The organism is Pseudonocardia autotrophica (assembly GCF_003945385.1).
Taxonomy (GTDB): Bacteria; Actinomycetota; Actinomycetes; order Mycobacteriales; family Pseudonocardiaceae; genus Pseudonocardia; species Pseudonocardia autotrophica.
The window spans coordinates 597,872-616,337 of sequence record NZ_AP018920.1; the positions used below are offsets into that span (position 1 = coordinate 597,872).

Below are 18,466 nucleotides of genomic sequence, written 5' to 3' on the forward strand. Positions count from 1 at the left end.
GCCACTCCATTCCATCTGGTCGGAATGATAGTGATACCGAACGGCGGGCCGACCCGCCAGAGTCAGAGGACGGCCGCCGCGGTCACCTTCGCGCCGACGCTCTGCAACGACATCGATGCGAGCTGGCGGGCGATCTCGTCCGGGGTGCGGGACCCGCCCTCGCCGTACCACTGGTAGGGCCAGATCCACATGCCGAGCATGCCCAGCGCTGCGACGTCGGGGTCGATCCCCTCGTCGAAGTCGCCGCCGGCCACTCCGCGGCGGACCACGTCCTTGAAGATCGCGGTCGAGCGGCGGCGCTTGTCCAGGATCGCCGATCGGACCTCGCCGTCGAGGACGTGGAGCTCGCGGAAGAACACCATCACGTGCTTCTGGTACTCGATGCAGATGCGGGTGGTCGAGTACGCCATGTGCGCCAGCTGCTCCGTGGGGGAGTCGTAGCCGGCGAGAGCGGCCTCCTGAGATTCCAGTGCCCGGTCGATGAACTCGTCGTGGATGATGTGGAGGACGTCCTCCTTGGTGGCGAAGTGGTGGTAGAAGGCCCCCTTGGTCACCCCGGCCCGCTGCACGACGTCCTGCATCGAGGCGCGGCTGAACCCCTTCTCGGCGAAGAGGTTCAGCGCGGCGTCGAGTAGAACGCGTCGCGTCTCGACGGGGTCGTAGCTGCGCTCGGGGGCCTTGCGGGGCACGGAATCCTCCCTGGCCGTCCGGTGATGGTCGCGGTTCGGCGCGTTCCGACCGGATGGTATCCCGCCTCCTCACGACCACCGGCAAGGCGTTCGGTCCGCCCCAGGGCCTGTGCAGCATTCCGACTAGATGGTATGAAATGCGGCGGGCTGCTCTGGTGGCCGCCCGGTGGGAACTGTCGATGCAAGGAGGCATCCGTGAAGACTCGTGCCGCGATCATCCGTGAAACGCCGGGGAAGTTCGAGGTGGTCGACATCGACCTCGACGACCCTCGCCAGGGCGAGATCCGCGTCAAGCTCGCCGCGACCGGGCTCTGCCACTCCGACGACCACCTGCAGACCGGCGATCTCCCGGTCGAGCACTACCCGATGGTGGCCGGGCACGAGGGCGCCGGTGTGGTGGAGTCGGTCGGCCCGAACACTCCGGGCTGGGAGGTCGGTGACCACGTCATCTTCTCGTTTCTGCCCAGCTGCGGACGGTGCACCTGGTGTGCGCGGGGGATGACGAACCTGTGCAACTTCGGCGCGTACACCCTGCGCGGTGCGCGCTGGGACGACCTGGACAGCTTCCGGTTCAGCTACCAGGGGCAGCCCGTCGGCCAGCTGTGCGGGTTGGGCACCTTCGCCGAGCACACGCTGGTATCGACCCTGTCCGCGATCAAGATCGACAAGGATCTCCCGCTGGACAAGGCGTGCCTGCTCGGTTGCGGTGTCGGCACCGGCTGGGGGTCATCGGTCTATGCGGCCGAGGTCGGCCCGGGTGACGTCGTGATCGTGATGGGTGTCGGCGGGATCGGCATCAACGCGGTGCAGGGGGCGGCGCACGCCGGTGCCGGCACGGTCATCGCCGTCGACCCGGTCGCCCTCAAGCGCGAGATCGCCGAGGAGGTCGGTGCGACGCACTCGTTCTCGTCGATCGAGGAGGCCGACGAGTTCGCAAAGTCGATCACCGACGGGCAGGGCGCCGACAAGGCCGTCGTCACCATCGGGGTCACGACCGGTGAGCACGTCGCACAGGCGTTCAACGCGATCCGGAAGGCGGGCACGGTGGTCGTGACCGGCATCGGCGACATGAACGACACCAAGGGCATCCCGATCAACCCCTGGCTGCTCACCATGTTGCAGAAGCGGCTCCAGGGCGCGCTGTTCGGGGCGAGCAACCCGGCCGCGGACATCCCGAAGCAGATCGGGATGTACCGCAACGGGCAGCTCAAGCTCGACGAGCTGATCACGCAGACCTATCGGCTCGACGACATCGTGACCGCGTACGAGGACATGCACGCCGGCAAGAACGTCCGCGGCGTCATCCTCTTCGACTGATCGGAGCTCAGCCATGTATCAGCTGACCGCTGTGTACGCCCACCCTGCCGATCCCGAGTCGTTCGTCGCCCACTACCGGGACACCCACGCGAAGATCGCCGCACAGCTTCCCGGCGCGGCCTTCTACGACTGGCACGTGTGCGAGACCCTCGACGGCTCGACACCTCCCTTCTTCCTCGCCGCGGTGATCGGCTGGGAGTCGAAGGACGTCGCGATCGCATCGCTCGGTTCCGACGTCGGTCAGCGAGCCGTGGCCGACCTGGCCAACTTCGCCGACGCCGGCTGCGAGATGCAGTTCGGCGAGGTCACCGTCGAGGTCCCGCGGCCCTAGCGGCCCGGCCGGCCCCCTGTCGTGCGGCGGGGGCGCGGACCGACACCGCGCCCTCGTCGCGCCCTCCTGTTCACCCACCTGCCGATGATGGAGAATCCCATGCCCAGCACCCAGTCCGAGATCGATCGGGTGTTCGCGCTGCAGAAGGCGCACCAGTGGACCGTGAAGAGCAGTGAACGCTTTCCAACTTGATCTCAGCGAGCCTGGATCAGGACCATCACGGCCTGGACCAGTGCGGTTGCTCGCTTCGGGCAGCTGCGGATCTTGCGGAGCACCTGCCACGACTTGAGCTGGGCGTTGGCTCGTTCTCCGGGACCGCGCTGGCGTGCGTGCGCGACGTTGACCTGCTTCTGCGCCTGCGACAGCGGTCGGTAGCGGCCGGTGTCTGGGTCGAGGCGGCGACGACGCTGTGGGACCCGGATCGCCGGACCGCCGCCTTGGTAGGCGGTGTCGGCGACGACCTGGATCGCGTGCTCGGACAGGGCGTCGATCAGACCGTGTTCGCGGGCTGCGCCCATGTCGTGGCGGGCACCGGGCAGCGCGGGTGATGCCCACACCAGTCGACCGGCCGGGTCGGCGAGGACCTGCACGTTCACGCCGTGGCGCTTGTGTTTCCCGGAGTAGAACGCCCGGTCGTAGCCCGATCCCATGCCGACCCGGTCGATCGCCAGCAGCGTGCCGTCGAGGATCACGAACGCCTTACGTCGGGCCACGCCGAGCGCCTCGTCCAGCGATGGTGCCGCCGCGGCGAGGACGTCGACGCCTTCGCGGACGTAGCGGAACACCGTCGTGGTGCCGATCCCGAAGCCGCAGGCCAGAGCGGTGTAGGTCTCGCCCTTGTTCAGGTACGCGAGCACCAGCAGGGCCTGTTGCCCGGGCGGGAGTCGGCGCCACCTACTGCCGAGGTTCTTGCGGTGTCGGCGTAGTGCGTCGGAGAGGGTGTGCAGGGCGCGGTTGGACACGGGCATCGACGAGGGGTAGACAAGCACCCTGAAGCTCCTGTTTGGGACGGGTTGATCTAGGCAATCACCCATCTACCAGGAGCTTCACCTACTTCAGTGACACCACGCCGCAGGCCGACCGACCTCATGATCACCAGGTTGGAAAACGTTCAGTGACGCCCGGACCCGGATCGCGCGGCTGACCCGGCTGCGGGACAGGCTCGCCGATATCGGGCCCGAGATCGGCCGCGCGCTGTTCGACGATCTCGGCCGACCGTACGAGGACCAGCCGTTCGACCTGCAGGTCTCGCTCGCGGCGGTCGACGAGACCGTGGCGGAGCTCGAGTCGTGGATGGCCCCGGTACCGGTCGAGCTGACGGTGCCCACCCCCGGTGCGGAGGCCTTCCTGACCTACGAGGCGAAGGGCACCGTGCTGTTGTTCGGTCCCTGGAACTTCCCCTTCCACCTGATCGTCAAGCCGCTCGTCGCGATGATCGCCGCGGGCAACACCGTCGTCGTGAAGCCGTCGGAGATGGCCCCGGCTACCAGCGCGCTGGTAGCCGGGATCATCCGTGACGTCTTTCCCGAGGAGGAGGTGGCGGTCTTCGAGGGTGACATCCCGGTTGCCACCGCACTGCTCGAGAAGCCGTTCGACCACATGTTCATGACCGGTAGCCCGAATGTCGGCAAGGTCATGATGACGGCGGCTGCGAAGCATCTGGCCTCGGTCACGCTCGAGCTGGGAGGCAAGAACCCCGCGATCCTCGACGGCACCGCGGATCTGGAGCTCGCCGCCCGCCAGCTCGCGACCGGGCGGACGATGAACGGCGGTCAGGTCTGCCTGAGCACGGACTACGTCCTGGTCCCGAACGCCATGAAGGACGAGTTGATCAGCAGGATCGCCGCGGCGTTCAGCGCCGACTTCTACACCGACGGGGAGTTCCGGGCCGACGCGGGAGCCCGGTTCGTCGACCGGCGCAACTTCGAGCGGGTGACCGGCTACCTGGACGACGCCGTCGCGAAGGGGGCGACCGTCCATGCCGGCGGCGGCTCCGACGCCGACCGGTTGGTGCTCGAGCCGACGGTGGTCAGCGGTGCCCCGCTCGACAGCGACCTCATGCGCGAGGAGATCTTCGGACCGATCGTGGCCGTGGTGGGCTACGACGACCTGTCCGAAGCCCTCGAGCTGATCCACTCGCACGGCAAGCCGCTGGGCATGTGCGTCTTCTCCCGGGACGACGAGTTCGTGCGGACCGTGCTCGCCCACACGTCGTCGGGAGGTGTGTCGGTCAACAACTGGTCCGGCAACTATTTCGACGACGCACTCCCGTTCGGCGGGACCGGAGCGAGCGGTATCGGGCGTTATCACTCCGTGCACGGGTTCCGCGAGCTGTCCCACGAACGGGCCGTCTTCCGGACTCCGGCCTGACCCGGTATGGACTGACCGTCGAACACTGATCAGGAGGGGACCGTTCGTGCAGATCGGGGTTGCCGCGTTCATCACGGAGGACGGGATCGATCCGGTGCAGTTGGCCAGGGCGGTGGAGGACCGCGGCCTCGCCGCACTTTTCGTCACCGAACACACGCACATTCCGGTGAACCGTCGATCGCCCTGGCCCGGCGGGGGTGAGCTGCCCCGCGAGTACAGCCATACGTTCGACCCCTTCGTCGCGCTCGGTGCAATGGCCGCGGTGACGGAGAGCATCGTGTTGGGTACAGCGGTGACACTGGTCAATCAGCGGCACCCGATCACCCTGGCCAAACAGGTCGCCAGCGTCGAGCGCCTCGCACCCGGCCGAGTCGAACTCGGCGTCGGACCCGGCTGGAACGCCGAGGAGATGCGCAACCACGGTGTGGACCCGCGGTGGCGTACTGCACGGATGCTCGACCACCTCGATGCCGTGCGGACCCTCTGGGCACAGGACGAGGCCGAGCATCACGGAGAGTTCGTGGACTTCGACCCTGTCTGGTGCTGGCCCAAGCCGACGGCGCCGGTGCCGGTGCTGATCGCCGGAACCGGACCCACTGTGCTCGACCGTGTTCTGTCGCACGGCGACGGATGGCTCCCGCTGCGCATCCCGCGTCGCGAGCTGGGTTCTTTCGGCAACCGGATCGCCGAGTTGCGTTCGCGTGCGGCCGAGACCGGCCGCTGCAGGATCCCGGTGACCCTCTACGGCGGGATGCCGGAACGGAGCGTGGCGGAGGACTACGCCGCAGCGGGCGTCGACCGGCTGCTCATCACTCTCACCGGGTCTTCCGGCGCAGACCCGGCGCCGCCCGTGCTGGCCGAGCTGGACATCATGGCGGAACTGGCCGAGCACACAGACGGATGAGATCGGCACTATTGCCAGCCCCCCACATTGGGGCACCTCGGCATGACCGCCTGAACACAGCCGTGCATCGTCATCGACCTGCGGCAGAAGAACGTCCTCGACTGCCGTCGCTGGACCACCGCACCAGGCTCCAGCTGGTGATCGTGTCCTGGATCGCGAGCACTCACCACCGCAGACGACGCCAGGACACCCTCGGACGTCTCACTCCCGTCGGGTTCGAGACACTGCCTGCGGTGGCGGTTCCGGTGGCGTCCCCGCCGGTGGTGGAAGTAGCGGCCCCTGTCCGGCGTGGCTGAGCACGTAGGACGGGCCATCGCGTGAGTCTCTGTATGAACCCGCCAAGGAACATGCAGAAGGAAGGACATCACGCGATGGCCCTGGACCAGTCTGCCCTGCTCGAAGTCCTCGACGCACTCAAGACCGCCGATGTCGGTGACCGTGTCCGCGTCGCCGCGGAGACGATCTATCAGGCGTTGATCGAGGCCGAGCTCACCGAGTCGATCGGCGCCGGCCGCCACGAACGCACCGAGTCCCGCACCGCCCAACGCAACGGGCACCGCACCCGCACCCTGTCGACCACCGCCGGGGACCTGGAACTGCGGATCCCGAAACTGCGTACCGGGTCGTTCTTCCCGTCCCTGCTCGAACGCCGCCGCCGGGTCGACCAGGCCCTGTTCGCGGTCGTGATGGAGGCCTACCTCCACGGGGTGTCCACGAGGAAGGTCGACGACCTGGTCAAAGCGTTGGGCGCTGATTCGGGGATCTCCAAGTCCGAGGTCTCCCGGATCTGCGCCGACCTCGACACCGAGGTCGGAGCGTTCCGCGACCGCTCCCTGGCAGACCAGGCGTTTCCCTACGTGTTCCTCGACGCCACCTACTGCAAGGCCCGCGTCGACCACCGCGTCGTCTCGCAGGCGGTGGTGATCGCCACCGGCGTCCGGGCCGACGGGTGGCGGGAGGTCCTCGGGTTCGCCGTCGGCGACAGCGAGGACGGCGCGTTCTGGACCGCGTTCCTGCGCAGCCTCAAAGCCCGCGGCCTCGGCGGAGTGCAACTGGTGATCTCCGACGCCCACACCGGTCTCACCCAGGCCATCTCCGCGGTCCTGCTCGGCGCGGCGTGGCAACGCTGCCGGGTGCATTTCCTGCGCAACGTCCTGGCCCAGGTCCCCAAGGGCAACGCCGAGATGGTCGCCGCCGCGATCCGCACGATCTTCGCCCAACCCAAGGCCGACATGGTCCGTGACCAGCTCAACGTGATCGCGGCCATGCTCGGCCGCCAATCAGCGAAGGTCGAGACGATGCTGCGCGACGCCGCCCCGGACCTGCTGGCCTTCGCCGACTTCCCGGCCGCGCACTGGAAGAAGATCTGGTCGACCAACCCCCTGGAGCGGTTGAACAAGGAGGTCAAACGTCGCACCGACGTCGTCGGCGTGTTCCCCAACCCCGAAGCCCTACTCCGGCTGGCCGGTGCCGTGCTGGTCGAAGCCCACGACGAATGGCAGGCAGGAGACCGCCGCTACCTCAGCGAGGCCACCATGGCGCTGCTCGCCCCCACCCCGGCGGAGGAGGTAGCCGAGCCCGAACTCATCACGGCATGATCTGACCTGCAGAGACCCTCGCGAACGACTTACACCACCCGAGGGGACGTCACCGGCGGTTCCCATTCTGGAATCCGTCCCTCGTTTCTACGGTGTCGCGCAGGACGCTCAGATGCCGGGTACTTCGGCGAGAGCGACCGCGCTGTCGTCCACCGATCTACATCGCTCCGAACTCGTCAGCCATCGTGTCGCTGAGCGCGACTGCTTGACACAGCACGCCTGCGGGCGCGGCGGACCCGTGCTTGCGCAGGGCCTCGATCGTCGACGTGACGACGGCCCCCGTGCGCCCGGACGCCACTTGTAGCGCCAGTGGTTGCAGGTGCGCGAGTGTGTCGCGCGCCTGATCCCATGATCGTGCTCTGACCTGCGCTCGGGCCAGGTTCGCCCGGTGGATGAACTTGCTGCGCGTCTCGCCGTCCGGCACCGCGTCGGCGGAGCGCTCGAATGCGTTCAGCGCGCCCGCGACGTCGCCGAGATCTGAGCGGCACATCGCTTCGTGCCACCAGAGTTCTCGTTCGTCCACCCACCATGCCCACGGTGGGTCGGACGGGCCGACGCCGTCGCCGTACAGCGACATCGCTTCCCGGAAGGTCACGAGTGCCGCGTCGTCGCGACCTTGAGCCTGAGCACGGGCTTTCCGGACGAGAAACAGGGCGCGCACTCGAGGAGACAGGCGGTATGGGCCTTCCAACACCGATTCGGCAAGGTGCAAGGCCTCGAAGGGACGGGCCAGGTACCCGGCGTGCATGCTCGCGTTCTGGACGGTGAGCAGTTCAACGGTGGTGTCACCGACGAGGCGGCTGTAGTAGAGCGATTCCTGATGCGCCGGACGAGATCGTGGCGAGCGGCATCGTAGGCGAGCCATCCCGTGATCTCGGCGAGTTCCCCGGTGGCTGCAAGCAGGTCGGTCTTGATCCCCGGCTCGAACAGCCCGGCGCCGACCTAGCGTGTCAGGGACCGGAGGAACCGGCCTGCGACGCGGACGAGGTCGGTCCCGCCGAACTGGTTGTCCAGCGTGACGAGCTGGCGCATGTGGCGGTGGATCTCGGTCAGGTTCTCCGGGCCGATGCGGTCACCGGGCTGGATCGCCACCGGCATGTTCAGGATGGACGGCTCCGGAGTGACCACACCCCCGTCCCCGGCCGGCGGTGGCTCGGTCAGGCCGAGGTCCACCTCCGACGCCCGGTACAGGCGGGTGTAGCCGCGCCGCAGGCGTTCGCCCGGTCGCGCGGCCCCACGTTCGTGGCGCCTGATCATCTCGACCGACACACCGAGTCGTTCGCCGACCTGTTCCTGGGTGAGCCCGAGCGCGCGCCTGCGGTCGGCCAGCGTCGGAGTGAGCCGTGGGCTTCTCGGGCGGGCCATCTCCGGTGACTCCCCTGTCCGGCACTCGGGTTCTCGACGGTGGAGTTTAGCGCCCGGGCTGGGTTCCGGTGGGGGTTTCGGTAGGGGGCGGTGGAGGTTTCGGTTCCTGGTTTCCGCAGGTCGTCACGGGTCTCCTGGTGCCGATGAACAGCAACGGAGTTCGCCGAGGAGGTGAGTGCGGTGGAGGTGCGCAGTAGGTGCCACGTGTGCGCGGCGGCCGTCGGCCTGTCGGCCGGCGCTGCGGCCCCGGTGGTGTGCGGGCGTCAACGGTGCCGCGTCGGCGTGGAGCACGAGCGCCTGGTCGTGCCGGTCCTGCTGGATCGCCCGGAGTGGCTGGACGCGACCGAGATCGCCCGGTCGGCGGGGCTGGCTGTGACCGCCGTGCGGACGGTACTGGTGCGCATGGTCCGTCGTGGCCTGGTCATCTCGCGACGGCAGCGGGTACGGCGCCGCCCGTCGGCCGGGCGCGCCGAGTTCCGGCTCACCGAACGGGGCGCTCCGATGACGCGACTGCTGATCGGTTGCGCCGCAACGATGACCGCGGCGGTCCTGCGATGATGCCGCGCCGACCGACCGCCGCCGGACCTGAGGCGGTGGACCGGCCCGGACACCACGAGCCGCGGCGCACGTACACCACACACGTCACCAGCTTCTTGCGCAGCGGGACCACGGCCCGCGGCGCGGTTCCCCGCCGGAGTTCCGGCGCAAGCTTCAAGAAATGTGGAATCGAGCGGCACCCCGCCACCCCGGTGTGATCTTCTTCCGGAGTGCTGCCGTTCGCCGGCCGGTGGCCCTCGAGACGGGTTCCGGCAGGCGAGGTGGGTGCCGAACGTGTCGGAGCCGACGATGCGGACCGTGCCGCTCCTGTGCCGGCTCACGCTGGTGCTGTTGCTGGTCGCCGGGCTCGTTCCCGCGGCGGCCGGGGCGGCGGTGGCTGCTCCGGCTCCGGAACCGCCGGGCGAGCTCGCTCCGACGATGGTCGTGCTGGACGGCTCGGGGTCGATGACCGGGCCGGACCCGTCGGGCGGCACGAAGATCGACGCGGCGCGGCAGGCGGTGCACGCGCTCGTCGACGGCACCGCCGACGGCGCCCCGCTCGGCCTGGCGGTCTACGGCACCGGGACCGGGAACGCGCCCGAGGAGCGCGACCGCGGCTGCCAGGACGTCTCGGTCGTGCGCGGACCGCTGGCGCTGGACCGCGGTGAACTGCTCGGTGCGGTCGACCGGGTCACGCCGCGCGGCTACACGCCGATCGGCCGATCCCTGCAGGTCGCGGCGGAGCAGCTGCCGTCCGAGGGGCCGCGCTCGGTCGTGCTGGTCTCCGACGGCGAGGACACCTGCGCCCCGCCGGAGCCGTGCGAGGTCGCTCGCACGCTCGCGGAGAGCGGCGTCGATCTCGTCGTGCACACGGTCGGTTTCGGCGTCGACGACCCTGCGCGCGAGCAGCTCGGCTGCATCGCCCGGACGACCGGCGGCACCTACACCGACGCACCCGAGGGCTCCGACCTGCAACGGGTCCTGCCCCGCGTCGCGGCCACCGCGCTGCGCAACTACGAGCCGACCGGGGCACCGATCACCGGTGGGCCCGACGCCGTCGCGGCGCCCACCGCCGGCCCCGGCGACTATCTCGACACGATCGGACAACGAGAGACACGCTTCTACGCCCTCGACGTCCCGGCCGGGGCGACCGCGCGGTTCAGCGCGACGGTCGCGTACCCGCGGGTGCCCGATGTGGACACGATCGACGACTTCAACAGTCTGATCCTGCGCACCCTCGGCGCCACCGGACGCGACTGCCTCCGGTCGTCGACCGAGCAGCAGAACCGGTCCAGCGACGGGGCACCGCTGACCGTCGCCACCGTCTGGGACGGCGCGGAACCGACCGCCACCGGTCCGGACGGCTGTACCGGCCCGGGCCGGTACGTGTTCTCCCTGGAGTGGGGACGGGTGTCCGCCGGGGTCCCCGCCCGGCTGCCCGTCGAGCTGTCACTGGCGGTCGAGCCGGGTGTCACCGATCCCGGCCCGCCCGGGGTGCTCCCGGCCGCCGAGCTCACCCCCGGGGGCACCGAACCGGTCCCGGTGCCCGCGGGCGCGACGTTCGGCTCGGCGGCCGAGCTCGCCGGGCCGGGTGCCTACACCGACGTCGTGCGGCGCGGCGAGTTCGTCTTCTACCGCGTTCGACTGGAGTGGGGGCAGTCGCTGGCCTACCGGGTGACGCTGGCCGAGACCCCCGGCCGGGGGCCGGCGAACGTCTCGTTCGCCCGGACGGTGCTCTACGCGCCGAGCCGGGAGGAGATCGGACAGGTGTTCACCTCCTACAACGGTGCGGCGAGCGTCCTCCCGCACGATCGGCCCGCGCTGTCGACGCACCCGGTCCGCTACCTCAACCGGGAGTCGACCGACGTCGCCGTCCGGCCCCAGAGCGTGCCCGGCTGGTTCTACATCGGCGTCCAGGTCTCACCCCCGCGGGACGAGCGCAGCGCATCGGCCGCGCCGGTTCCGGTGCGGCTGGACCTCAGCGTCGGCGGCGCCGTCGAACCGGGCCCGGCCTATGCGGTGGCTACGCCCGGCCCGGCGGCCGGCCAGGCCGATGCGGACGGCCGTGCCGACGACGGCGGAGACACCCGCGATGGTGCGTGGTTCCTACCGTTCGCCGTCGCCGCGGGGGCGATACCGGTGATCGGTGTGTTCGCCTGGCTGAGGTGGCGCCGGCGGCGGTGACCCAGGACGTCCGCGACGGGGCCGACACCGTGGTCGGGGCCGTGGTGGCGTTCGGCACCCCGGCGGACGTCGCCCGCCAGGTCCGCGCGCACCGGGACGCCGGCGCCGACCACGTTCGACTCGACCCGGTCGTTCACGACGTCGAGACCGGTGTCGGACAGCTCGAACAGATGGGGACCCTGCTCTCGGCCCCGGCATCCTGATCACTCCCCGGCGAGGCATGGATCGGATCGCACGGCGATCGAACGACCGTTCCGAGCGAGGGCGCTGAGCACGCCGGCCGCGTCGAACATCTCGGCCGGGGCGCCGGCGCCGGGGTGGCGGTGGCGCCCTTCGATCAGTCGAACGGCGCCCTCGACCACGATCGGCGCGGTGACCGCATAGATGTCACGCCCGGTGGCGACGATCCGGCGTGTCTCGGTCCCGCGACGCACGACGACGTCCACGACGAACTGCTGGGCCGAGCGCCCTTCCTCGTCGGCCGCGGGCGGCGCCGGGGTCCGCGCATCGTGGAGATCGTCGAGCGGGGCGGTGTTCAGGTACGAGCGGAGCTCGCCGACCTTCAGGTGGTGCCCGATGGTGACGACCTCCGAGAACGGCAGCTCCACGACCGGCTGGACGCCCAACGGTGGGGGATAGGGCCAGGTGCCCGTCGGAGCGGGATCGTCCAGTGCGGTCAGCGTCCCGTCGCGGATCACGAGGCGGGTCGCGGTGTTGCGGGCGCCGGTGGCCCGGGTGCCGGCCGTCGGCCACCATCGGTCCAAGCCGATCGCGATCTCGACCTCGTCGGCCTGCGATCCGCCCCCGAGCGCAGCGGTGACGAGCAGGTCGGCCAGACCGCCGAAGAAGGCCATCGCCGGGACCACGGCAACACCCGCCGACCGGGCGGGAGCGTCGAGCTCGTTGTACAGAGCCTGCACGACCGGCTGCTCGGCGGTCACATCCAGGTAGTGAGCACCGGCCTCGACGGCGGCGCGGGCGAGCGGGAGCGCGGTGTCGAGGAACGGTCCAGCGCAGTTGATCACCACCGCAGCACCCTCGATCGCCCGACGGAGTCCGCCGGGGTCGTCAGTGCGCCCGACCCGTCGATCGAGTGCGTCCTACCTGGCGATGCGGGCGACACCGTCGGCGCTGCGACCGGCCGGCACGGGGGTCAGGCCACGTCGCAGCAGCTCATCGACGACGAAGCGGCCCGTGTGACCGGAGGCGCCGTAGACCAGGACTCGTTCGGTTGTATTCACGCCACCATCGTCGGCGTGACGCCGAACCCGACACGAGCGTCTGAAACGACGACGTACGTATAGTTTCGGACATGCTGCGGACGGCTCTCCTCATGCATGGCTCGTCGATGCTCTACGAGGTCGCCATCGCCTCGGAGATCTTCGGCGTCGACCGCTCGGAGCTGTCGCGCACCGGCACGTGGTACGAGCTGGTCGTCGGAACCGCCGACGGTGCGCCCCACCCGTGGCTGGCACACCGTTCCACCGTGTCCTACGCCGAGATCGCCGACGTCGACACCATCGTCGTGCCGTCGTCGGACGATCTCGACGACGATCCCGACCCGGCGCTCCTCGAGGCACTTCGCGCTGCCCACCGGCGGGGCACCCGGATCGCCTCGCTGTGCACGGGCGCGTTCCTGCTCGCCGCCGCCGGTCTGCTCGACGACCGGACCGCGACCACCCACTGGATGCACGCCGAGGAGCTCCGGCAGCGCTACCCCCGGATCGATGTCCGACCCGGGGTGCTCTACATCGACGACGGCGATCTCCTCACCTCGGCGGGCAAGACCGCGGCGCTCGACCTGTGCGTCCATCTGGTGCGGCGCGACCTCGGCGCCGCTGCTGCCACCGGTCTCGCGCGACAGCTGGTCGTGCCGGCGCATCGCCGCGGCGGGCAGGCCCAGTTCATCACCCCACCTGCCGAGCCGCGCGGCTCCGAGGGACTCACCCCCACCCTCGACTGGGCCCGGGCCCGTCTCGACAAGCCTCTGACCGTGCGTGACCTGGCCGAACACGCCAACCTCAGCACCCGCCAACTCGCCCGCCGAATGCACGCCGAGTGCCAGACCGGTCCGCTCGACTGGCTGCACCACCAGCGCATCGCCCGCGCCCAGGAACTGCTCGAACGCACCGACGCCTCGGTCGACCAGATCGCCGCGAGCTGCGGAATCGGCACGGCCGCCACCCTCCGGCGCCACTTCCACCGCGCCCTGGGTATCGCGCCCACCGTGTACCGGGCGACGTTCCGGCCCGCCTGAGTCCGCCGGGGTCGGACGGTCCGGCTCGCTGGTCCGGTGGCCGAGCCTCGGCGAAACGAGGTCGACCGGCCGATGTGCTCCTACTACCGTCGCACCTCGCTGGTCCGTCCGCCTGGAGCAGGTCAGCGGTGGTCTGGAGCTCGGCGATGAACCGGGTTCGGGCCAGCAGCTGAGGGACGACGACATCGTGTCCTTGCGGGACGGCTTCGCGGATCATCGCCAGGGCGATTCGGCGTGCGAGCAGCCCGGACTCGAGGGGATGGTCGTGCCGGCCGCCGAGTAGCCCCCGGACGACGTCGATGTCGAGGCAGAGCGACAGCGGCCGGTCCGCGCAATAACGGCCGGCCAGGGTCGACTTCCCCGTGCGCCGGGCAGGCCGTTGATCAGCAGCAGTCGCGTCATCGGGCCGAGTCCAACACGCGGGTGCCGTCCGCGGCGAGCAGTTCGCGGTTCGTCGACCCGTTTACGGGGCCGTGCCAGGCAACCCGGCCCGCGAGCGGCGGAGGATCCGCGGAGCGTCAGATCAACAGGTCCTCGACGGAGCGTCGGCCGACGGGCACAGCCGACGTCCCTGTAGCGGCCCGACCCGGATGACCCAGTGAGAAACACCAACGTGCTCGCCAGGAACTCTCGACGCCGAGAATCTCCCCCGCTCGGTCGACGTTCGAGTCCGGATAGATCGTCGCCGGACAACACCCCAGGCCCACGTCGGCGGCAGCGAGCACGACACTCTGCGCGATCCGTCCCACGTCGAACAGCGTGTCCCGACGCCCGTCGTCCGCGGCGAACAGCACCAACACGGACGGCGCATCGGCGAGATGCCGGGCGTAGGTGCCGAGCCCGGCAAGTTCCCGGCAGGTGTGGCGGTCCGTGACGATGCGGAAGCGCCACGGCTGCCGGTTGCGGGCCGAGCCGGTCCACCGCGCGGTGTCGATCAGCGAGCGCACGACCTCCGGCGCAACAGGCTGATCGCTGAAGGTGCGCACGGCACGAGCCGCGACCAGACGGCGTAGCGGCTCTCGATCGGACCCGGTCACCTCGCTGACGCTACCGAGCCCCCGTGCCGCCGGAAGGGATGCCCGAGCACCGCGACCGATGAGTCCGCCACACCCCGCCGGTCGGCAGTCGCATGAGCACCCCCCAGCCGAGGACCACCGGACGCTTCCAGGGCCGCACCGTTCTGATCACCGGAGCCGCCCGCGGCCAGGGCCGCAGCCACGCACTGGCCCTGGCGGCCGAAGGCGCGGACGTCATCGCCCTCGACATCTGCCACGACATCGACACCGTCGCCTACGACCTCGCAACGGAGGCCGACCTGAACGAGACCGTCGAACAGGTCCGCGGCGTCGGACGGCGCGCGATCGGGCTCCCGGTCGACGTGCGGGACGCGGAGGCCCTGGCAGCGACGGTCACCCGGGCCTGCGCCGAACTCGCGGTGCCCGACGTCGTGCTCGCCAACGCCGGTATCGGCCTGATGAAGGGCGGGGACGGTCCCGCGGCGTTCCGCGACCAGCTCGACGTCAACCTGACCGGGGTCTGGAACACCGTCCAGGCCACCGCGCCCCACCTGATCGAGCAGCGGAAGGGCGGGGCGATGGTGCTCACCAGCTCCGTCTTCGGGTTGACCGGACGTGGCGGCGACGGCCAGGGCGGCAGCGACGGCTACGTGGCCGGCAAGCACGGGGTCGTCGGGCTCATGCGCACCTTCGCCACCTGGCTCGCCCCGCACGGCATCCGGGTCAACTGCGTGAACCCCTCCGGCGTGGCGACCCGGATGATCCTCAATCCCGCGGTCGAGGCGCTCTTCGGCGGCGGCACCCCGCCCGAACAGCCCAAGTCCACCGACGACGTCGCCAACCTCCTCGACGTCTCCCTCGTGCAGCCCGAGGATGTCACCGCCGCGGTCACCTTCCTGGCGTCCGACGAGGCCCGCTACATCACCGGCGTCGCCCTGCCGGTGGACGCGGGCATGCTGGTCCGCTGAACCTCTGGGCTCCGCTCACACCCGGCACCGCTCGGAGAGCGGGGGAGTGCGGCGATCTCCTCACGGCGCGCCGAGACGGCGGCCAGAGCGGGGAGGATGTCGGATCGCCGGCGTTCCGCGTGGGCGACATTTCCCCAGCGGCCGTACATCTCCGAGGCATCCACTCAAGCGAAGATGTCGTGGATCCCGTCCACCGATTCCGGGCCGTACGCGACCGCACCGACCGGGATCTTGTGCCCGGTCGCGTCAAGGATCTGGGCGGTCCAGACAGGACCGAAGCCACCGCACAGCTCGATCAGCTGCACGTCGTGCTGCTCGACGAGTCTCCGTGCCGCCTCGACGCCCTGATCGGGGCGCTCCATACCGATGAGGACGGTGCGACACGAGCCGGTGTCGACGACGGTGATGTCGCGTCCCGGATCGGCGCCCGCGGCCGTGTACAGGAAACCCCAGCGTGCCAGTGCCATGCTCTCCTCCTGTGACGGTGTCTACTATCGCGGAGTGATTCCACCAAAGAGGAGCTCTGATGTCGACCGCTTCTCGAGCGGCTTGCCGGTCAGCGAGCTGGGGCGTCGCGTTCGCGAGGGTCGGCAGCGGCGTGGTCTGACGCTGCAGGGGCTCGCCGACGCTGCGGGGGTCAGCCGCAGCATGCTGTCCGAGATCGAGCGAGGCGCGAAGATGCCGACGGTGCTCGTGCTGGATCGGGTCGCCGGGGCGTTGGGGTCATCTGTTGCGCAGTTGCTCGATGGGCATCGCAGCGAGTCGGCGGTGGTGATCCGGGCGGATGACCAGCGAGTGGAGGTCGAGGACGGCTGGACCTGGCGTCTGCTGTCGCCTGCGCTCCCGGATCGCTCGACCCAGGTCGTCCGGGTCGTCGCGCCCCCGAATTGTGATGGGCCCGAGTTCCCGGCTCACGCCGCCGGGTCGCGTGAGTGGCTGGCCCTGGAACATGGTCGGCTCCGGATCACGGTCGGCTCCGAGGTGGTCGAGCTGGAGGCCGGTGACGCCGTCAGCTTCGTCGGAGATCTGGTGCATCGGATCTCGAATCCTGGTGACGACGAGGCGATGTACTTCCTGGTCATCGACTACTCCGCGCCGTAGTTGGACGGTCTGCGATGTGCGGCCTTCGCTCGGTCCTCCCGCGTCAAGGTGTTGCCGCCACGGAGGCATCTGATTCCGAGGGCGAATCGGCACGGCACGTGACCGGCAATCGTTCAGATTCGGCCGCACAGGCTCCGATGGAGATCCACAGGTCCACAATGGCGCCGTGGCGTCGGCGCTGTCCGACGGATACGCTTACGGGCGTGTCTACCGGGACGGCATTTCGCCACACACGGATCGGTGACCCGGTGCTTCTCTGAGCGCCGTACGGGCCGTTGCCGGCCCGCAGCCGGATCGAGGCCCTGGCACTGCGCGGGCCCCGCCTCCTGTCGCGCTGATGCAGCTCGACACGTCGACCACGACAGGAGATCTCATGCCCACCACCATGCTGCACATCCCCACTACAGACGGCCATGCCGACGCTTTCGCCGCCTTCCCCGACGGTGCCGGGCCGCACCCAGGGGTCTTGATGTACGCGGACGGCTTCGGTATCCGACCCGTTGTGCGCGAGATGGCTCGTGAACTGTCCGAGCACGGCTACTACGTGCTCGTTCCCAATCCTTTCTACCGACACGGCCCGGCGCCGGTCATCGATCTCCCCGAGCACATCGGAGAAGAGGCCCGGCCTGCGGTCTTCGCCCAGCTGATGCCGCTGATCGAGGGGCACACCGCTGAACGCGCCGTTGACGACGCCGGCGCCTACCTCGATTTCCTCACCACTCGATCCGAGGTGGGTGCCGGACCGGTCGCGGTGACCGGCTACTGCATAGGCGGCCTCCTGGCGATGCGGACCGCCACGGCCCGTCCCGGCCAGGTGGCGGCCCTCGCCGCATTCCACGCTCCCGTGGGCGCCGACGGGCCCGAGAGCTACGCCGGGCTCTCGGCACAGGTCCATTTCGGCCACGCCGAAGGCGACCTGACTCCCGAGGACCTCAGCGAGCTCAACTAGTCCCTGGCGGCTGCGGGCGTCGACCACACCTCCGAGATCTACCCCGGAACCGTCCACGGCTTCACCATGTCCGATACCGACGCCTTCAACCCCTCGGCGCTGCAACGCCACTGGGACCGCCTGCTCCCTCTCCTCGACCGCACTCTGACCAGGAGCTGAGACCGACGGAGAGCGTTCACGTCGGGGCAGCACGAACTGGCCACCGGTTTTCCGGACAGTGACGTTCGAGGTGCCTCCGGCGGTGCGGGGCCGGCTCCTCGGCCCGACGGCCGTTGCCCCACTGCTCCTCAGGAAGGCCCCGATGCATGTGCCGCGACAGCGGTGAGGATCTGCGCGACCACGTCCGGGCGTTCCCGCCAGGGTTGGTGGCCGGCGTCGGCTATCTCATGGATCCCGGCGTCCGGGAGGATCGAGGCGAGCGTTCGGGGCCCGTCAGCTGGTCTCGGGTCGCCCTCGCCATGAACGATCCACACCGGGCAGGTGACGGCGCTCCAGCGGCTGATCTCGTCGTCGGCGGTCCATGCGCTGGTCTCCGCGTTGAAGGCCCGGTTGCACGCGAGGTTGAGCGCAAGCGGCGTGCTCGCGTCAGAGGCAGCCCATTGTCGGGCCCTGCCGGGGTCGACGAAGTCGGGCAGCCACGACAGGGTGCGCCATTCGACCTCCTCGTCCCACGTGCGGTTCCTCGCCGCCAGCTCGTCCGATCGTGTCCGCTCGGCGGCGGTGAGCCGCTGCGCCTGCCGGGCCTTGTAGGTGGCCCGGTGGATCGACCATCCGATGCCGAGCCCGCTGCAGTAGATGAGGCCGGCCACCCTGTGCCCGTGCGTCGCCGCGTACTCGATACCGAGGGTGGCGCCGAAGGAATGAACGCTTTCCAACTTGA

17 protein-coding genes and 4 pseudogenes are annotated in these 18,466 nt (G+C 69.9%); 13 read left to right on the forward strand and 8 right to left on the reverse strand.

Features of this window, described 5'->3' with window-relative positions; all coding sequences use genetic code 11:
- Nucleotides 1-62 precede the first annotated feature (62 nt).
- On the reverse strand, nt 63-689 hold the full coding sequence (locus Pdca_RS02940; protein WP_158092355.1) for a TetR/AcrR family transcriptional regulator: 627 nt from the start codon (nt 687-689) through the stop codon (nt 63-65).
- A 195-nt stretch (nt 690-884) separates the two neighbouring features.
- Here Pdca_RS02940 and Pdca_RS02945 point away from each other — a divergent pair, with 195 nt between their 5' ends.
- Together Pdca_RS02945 and Pdca_RS02950 are read left to right on the forward strand one after the other, a co-directional pair.
- Nucleotides 885-2,006, forward strand: coding sequence for an NDMA-dependent alcohol dehydrogenase (locus Pdca_RS02945; protein ID WP_085916513.1), 1,122 nt, complete (start codon nt 885-887; stop codon nt 2,004-2,006).
- A gap of 13 nt (nt 2,007-2,019) precedes the next feature.
- Nucleotides 2,020-2,337: an EthD family reductase gene (locus Pdca_RS02950; RefSeq protein WP_085916514.1), complete on the forward strand. Its 318-nt coding sequence runs from the start codon at nt 2,020-2,022 to the stop codon at nt 2,335-2,337.
- 194 nt (nt 2,338-2,531) lie between these two features.
- Here the strand turns inward: Pdca_RS02950 and Pdca_RS02955 are convergent, their stop codons facing one another.
- Nucleotides 2,532-3,326 (reverse strand): transposase family protein, encoded by a 795-nt coding sequence (locus Pdca_RS02955; RefSeq protein WP_125911222.1) that lies wholly within the window; start codon nt 3,324-3,326, stop codon nt 2,532-2,534.
- A gap of 124 nt (nt 3,327-3,450) precedes the next feature.
- Here Pdca_RS02955 and Pdca_RS02960 point away from each other — a divergent pair.
- From Pdca_RS02960 to Pdca_RS02970, 4 genes and pseudogenes are all read left to right on the forward strand, one after another.
- Nucleotides 3,451-4,707, forward strand: a pseudogene (locus Pdca_RS02960) (aldehyde dehydrogenase family protein); the annotation flags it as partial.
- 46 nt (nt 4,708-4,753) lie between these two features.
- On the forward strand, nt 4,754-5,611 hold the full coding sequence (locus tag Pdca_RS02965) for an LLM class F420-dependent oxidoreductase (protein ID WP_085916924.1): 858 nt from the start codon (nt 4,754-4,756) through the stop codon (nt 5,609-5,611).
- 78 nt (nt 5,612-5,689) lie between these two features.
- Nucleotides 5,690-5,907: pseudogene (locus Pdca_RS36640) on the forward strand (hypothetical protein); the annotation flags it as partial.
- A 75-nt stretch (nt 5,908-5,982) separates the two neighbouring features.
- Complete coding sequence (locus tag Pdca_RS02970) at nt 5,983-7,209, forward strand: IS256 family transposase (RefSeq protein WP_125911224.1); 1,227 nt, start codon at nt 5,983-5,985, stop codon at nt 7,207-7,209.
- 157 nt (nt 7,210-7,366) lie between these two features.
- Here the strand turns inward: Pdca_RS02970 and Pdca_RS02975 are convergent, their stop codons facing one another.
- On the reverse strand, nt 7,367-8,074 hold the full coding sequence (locus Pdca_RS02975; RefSeq protein ID WP_125911225.1) for an NsdA family TPR-like regulatory protein: 708 nt from the start codon (nt 8,072-8,074) through the stop codon (nt 7,367-7,369).
- Between the two features lie 77 nt (nt 8,075-8,151).
- Nucleotides 8,152-8,574, reverse strand: coding sequence for a helix-turn-helix domain-containing protein (locus Pdca_RS02980; protein WP_085916778.1), 423 nt, complete (start codon nt 8,572-8,574; stop codon nt 8,152-8,154).
- A gap of 282 nt (nt 8,575-8,856) precedes the next feature.
- Here Pdca_RS02980 and Pdca_RS02985 point away from each other — a divergent pair, with 282 nt between their 5' ends.
- The 3 genes from Pdca_RS02985 to Pdca_RS02995 all read left to right on the forward strand — a co-directional run bounded on the left by Pdca_RS02985 (nt 8,857) and on the right by Pdca_RS02995 (nt 11,498).
- Complete coding sequence (locus Pdca_RS02985; protein WP_125911226.1) at nt 8,857-9,132, forward strand: hypothetical protein; 276 nt, start codon at nt 8,857-8,859, stop codon at nt 9,130-9,132.
- 297 nt (nt 9,133-9,429) lie between these two features.
- Nucleotides 9,430-11,295 (forward strand): vWA domain-containing protein, encoded by a 1,866-nt coding sequence (locus Pdca_RS02990; protein WP_158092384.1) that lies wholly within the window; start codon nt 9,430-9,432, stop codon nt 11,293-11,295.
- The gene (locus Pdca_RS02995; RefSeq protein WP_125911228.1) at nt 11,292-11,498 is read left to right on the forward strand and encodes a hypothetical protein; all 207 of its coding nucleotides are present in this window, start codon (nt 11,292-11,294) and stop codon (nt 11,496-11,498) included. The genes Pdca_RS02990 and Pdca_RS02995 overlap by 4 nt, the downstream gene beginning before the upstream one ends.
- Here the strand turns inward: Pdca_RS02995 and Pdca_RS03000 are convergent.
- Nucleotides 11,499-12,353, reverse strand: a pseudogene (locus tag Pdca_RS03000) (saccharopine dehydrogenase NADP-binding domain-containing protein); the annotation flags it as partial.
- A 254-nt stretch (nt 12,354-12,607) separates the two neighbouring features.
- Between Pdca_RS03000 and Pdca_RS03005 the strand changes: the two are divergent.
- Nucleotides 12,608-13,552 carry a helix-turn-helix domain-containing protein gene (locus Pdca_RS03005; protein ID WP_085916774.1) on the forward strand — a complete coding sequence of 315 codons (945 nt, stop codon included), beginning with the start codon at nt 12,608-12,610 and terminating at the stop codon, nt 13,550-13,552.
- A gap of 518 nt (nt 13,553-14,070) precedes the next feature.
- Here Pdca_RS03005 and Pdca_RS03010 read toward each other — a convergent pair.
- Complete coding sequence (locus Pdca_RS03010; RefSeq protein ID WP_085916773.1) at nt 14,071-14,589, reverse strand: nitroreductase family protein; 519 nt, start codon at nt 14,587-14,589, stop codon at nt 14,071-14,073.
- Between the two features lie 92 nt (nt 14,590-14,681).
- Here Pdca_RS03010 and Pdca_RS03015 point away from each other — a divergent pair, with 92 nt between their 5' ends.
- On the forward strand, nt 14,682-15,536 hold the full coding sequence (locus Pdca_RS03015) for a mycofactocin-coupled SDR family oxidoreductase (protein WP_085916772.1): 855 nt from the start codon (nt 14,682-14,684) through the stop codon (nt 15,534-15,536).
- A 164-nt stretch (nt 15,537-15,700) separates the two neighbouring features.
- Here Pdca_RS03015 and Pdca_RS03020 read toward each other — a convergent pair whose 3' ends face one another.
- Nucleotides 15,701-16,003 (reverse strand): DUF6506 family protein, encoded by a 303-nt coding sequence (locus tag Pdca_RS03020; RefSeq protein ID WP_085916771.1) that lies wholly within the window; start codon nt 16,001-16,003, stop codon nt 15,701-15,703.
- Here Pdca_RS03020 and Pdca_RS03025 point away from each other — a divergent pair.
- Nucleotides 16,002-16,637, forward strand: a complete 636-nt coding sequence (locus Pdca_RS03025) for a helix-turn-helix domain-containing protein (protein ID WP_158092383.1) — start codon at nt 16,002-16,004, stop codon at nt 16,635-16,637. The genes Pdca_RS03020 and Pdca_RS03025 overlap by 2 nt on opposite strands.
- A 385-nt stretch (nt 16,638-17,022) precedes the next feature.
- A pseudogene (locus Pdca_RS03030) lies at nt 17,023-17,745 on the forward strand (dienelactone hydrolase family protein).
- 128 nt (nt 17,746-17,873) lie between these two features.
- Here Pdca_RS03030 and Pdca_RS03035 read toward each other — a convergent pair.
- Complete coding sequence (locus Pdca_RS03035; protein ID WP_166665892.1) at nt 17,874-18,461, reverse strand: alpha/beta fold hydrolase; 588 nt, start codon at nt 18,459-18,461, stop codon at nt 17,874-17,876.
- Nucleotides 18,462-18,466: the final 5 nt, after the last annotated feature.

Excerpts from the sequence above, each read along its gene's own strand:
- Pdca_RS03005 (WP_085916774.1), top strand. The coding sequence starts at position 12,608 with ATGCTGCGGACGGCTCTCCTCATGCATGGCTCGTCGATGCTCTACGAG.
- Pdca_RS03020 (WP_085916771.1), bottom strand. The coding sequence starts at position 16,003 with ATGGCACTGGCACGCTGGGGTTTCCTGTACACGGCCGCGGGCGCCGAT.
- Pdca_RS02970 (WP_125911224.1), top strand. The coding sequence starts at position 5,983 with ATGGCCCTGGACCAGTCTGCCCTGCTCGAAGTCCTCGACGCACTCAAG.
- Pdca_RS03015 (WP_085916772.1), top strand. The coding sequence starts at position 14,682 with ATGAGCACCCCCCAGCCGAGGACCACCGGACGCTTCCAGGGCCGCACC.
- Pdca_RS02980 (WP_085916778.1), bottom strand. The coding sequence starts at position 8,574 with ATGGCCCGCCCGAGAAGCCCACGGCTCACTCCGACGCTGGCCGACCGC.
- Pdca_RS02975 (WP_125911225.1), bottom strand. The coding sequence starts at position 8,074 with ATGGCTCGCCTACGATGCCGCTCGCCACGATCTCGTCCGGCGCATCAG.
- Pdca_RS02950 (WP_085916514.1), top strand. The coding sequence starts at position 2,020 with ATGTATCAGCTGACCGCTGTGTACGCCCACCCTGCCGATCCCGAGTCG.
- Pdca_RS03025 (WP_158092383.1), top strand. The coding sequence starts at position 16,002 with ATGCTCTCCTCCTGTGACGGTGTCTACTATCGCGGAGTGATTCCACCA.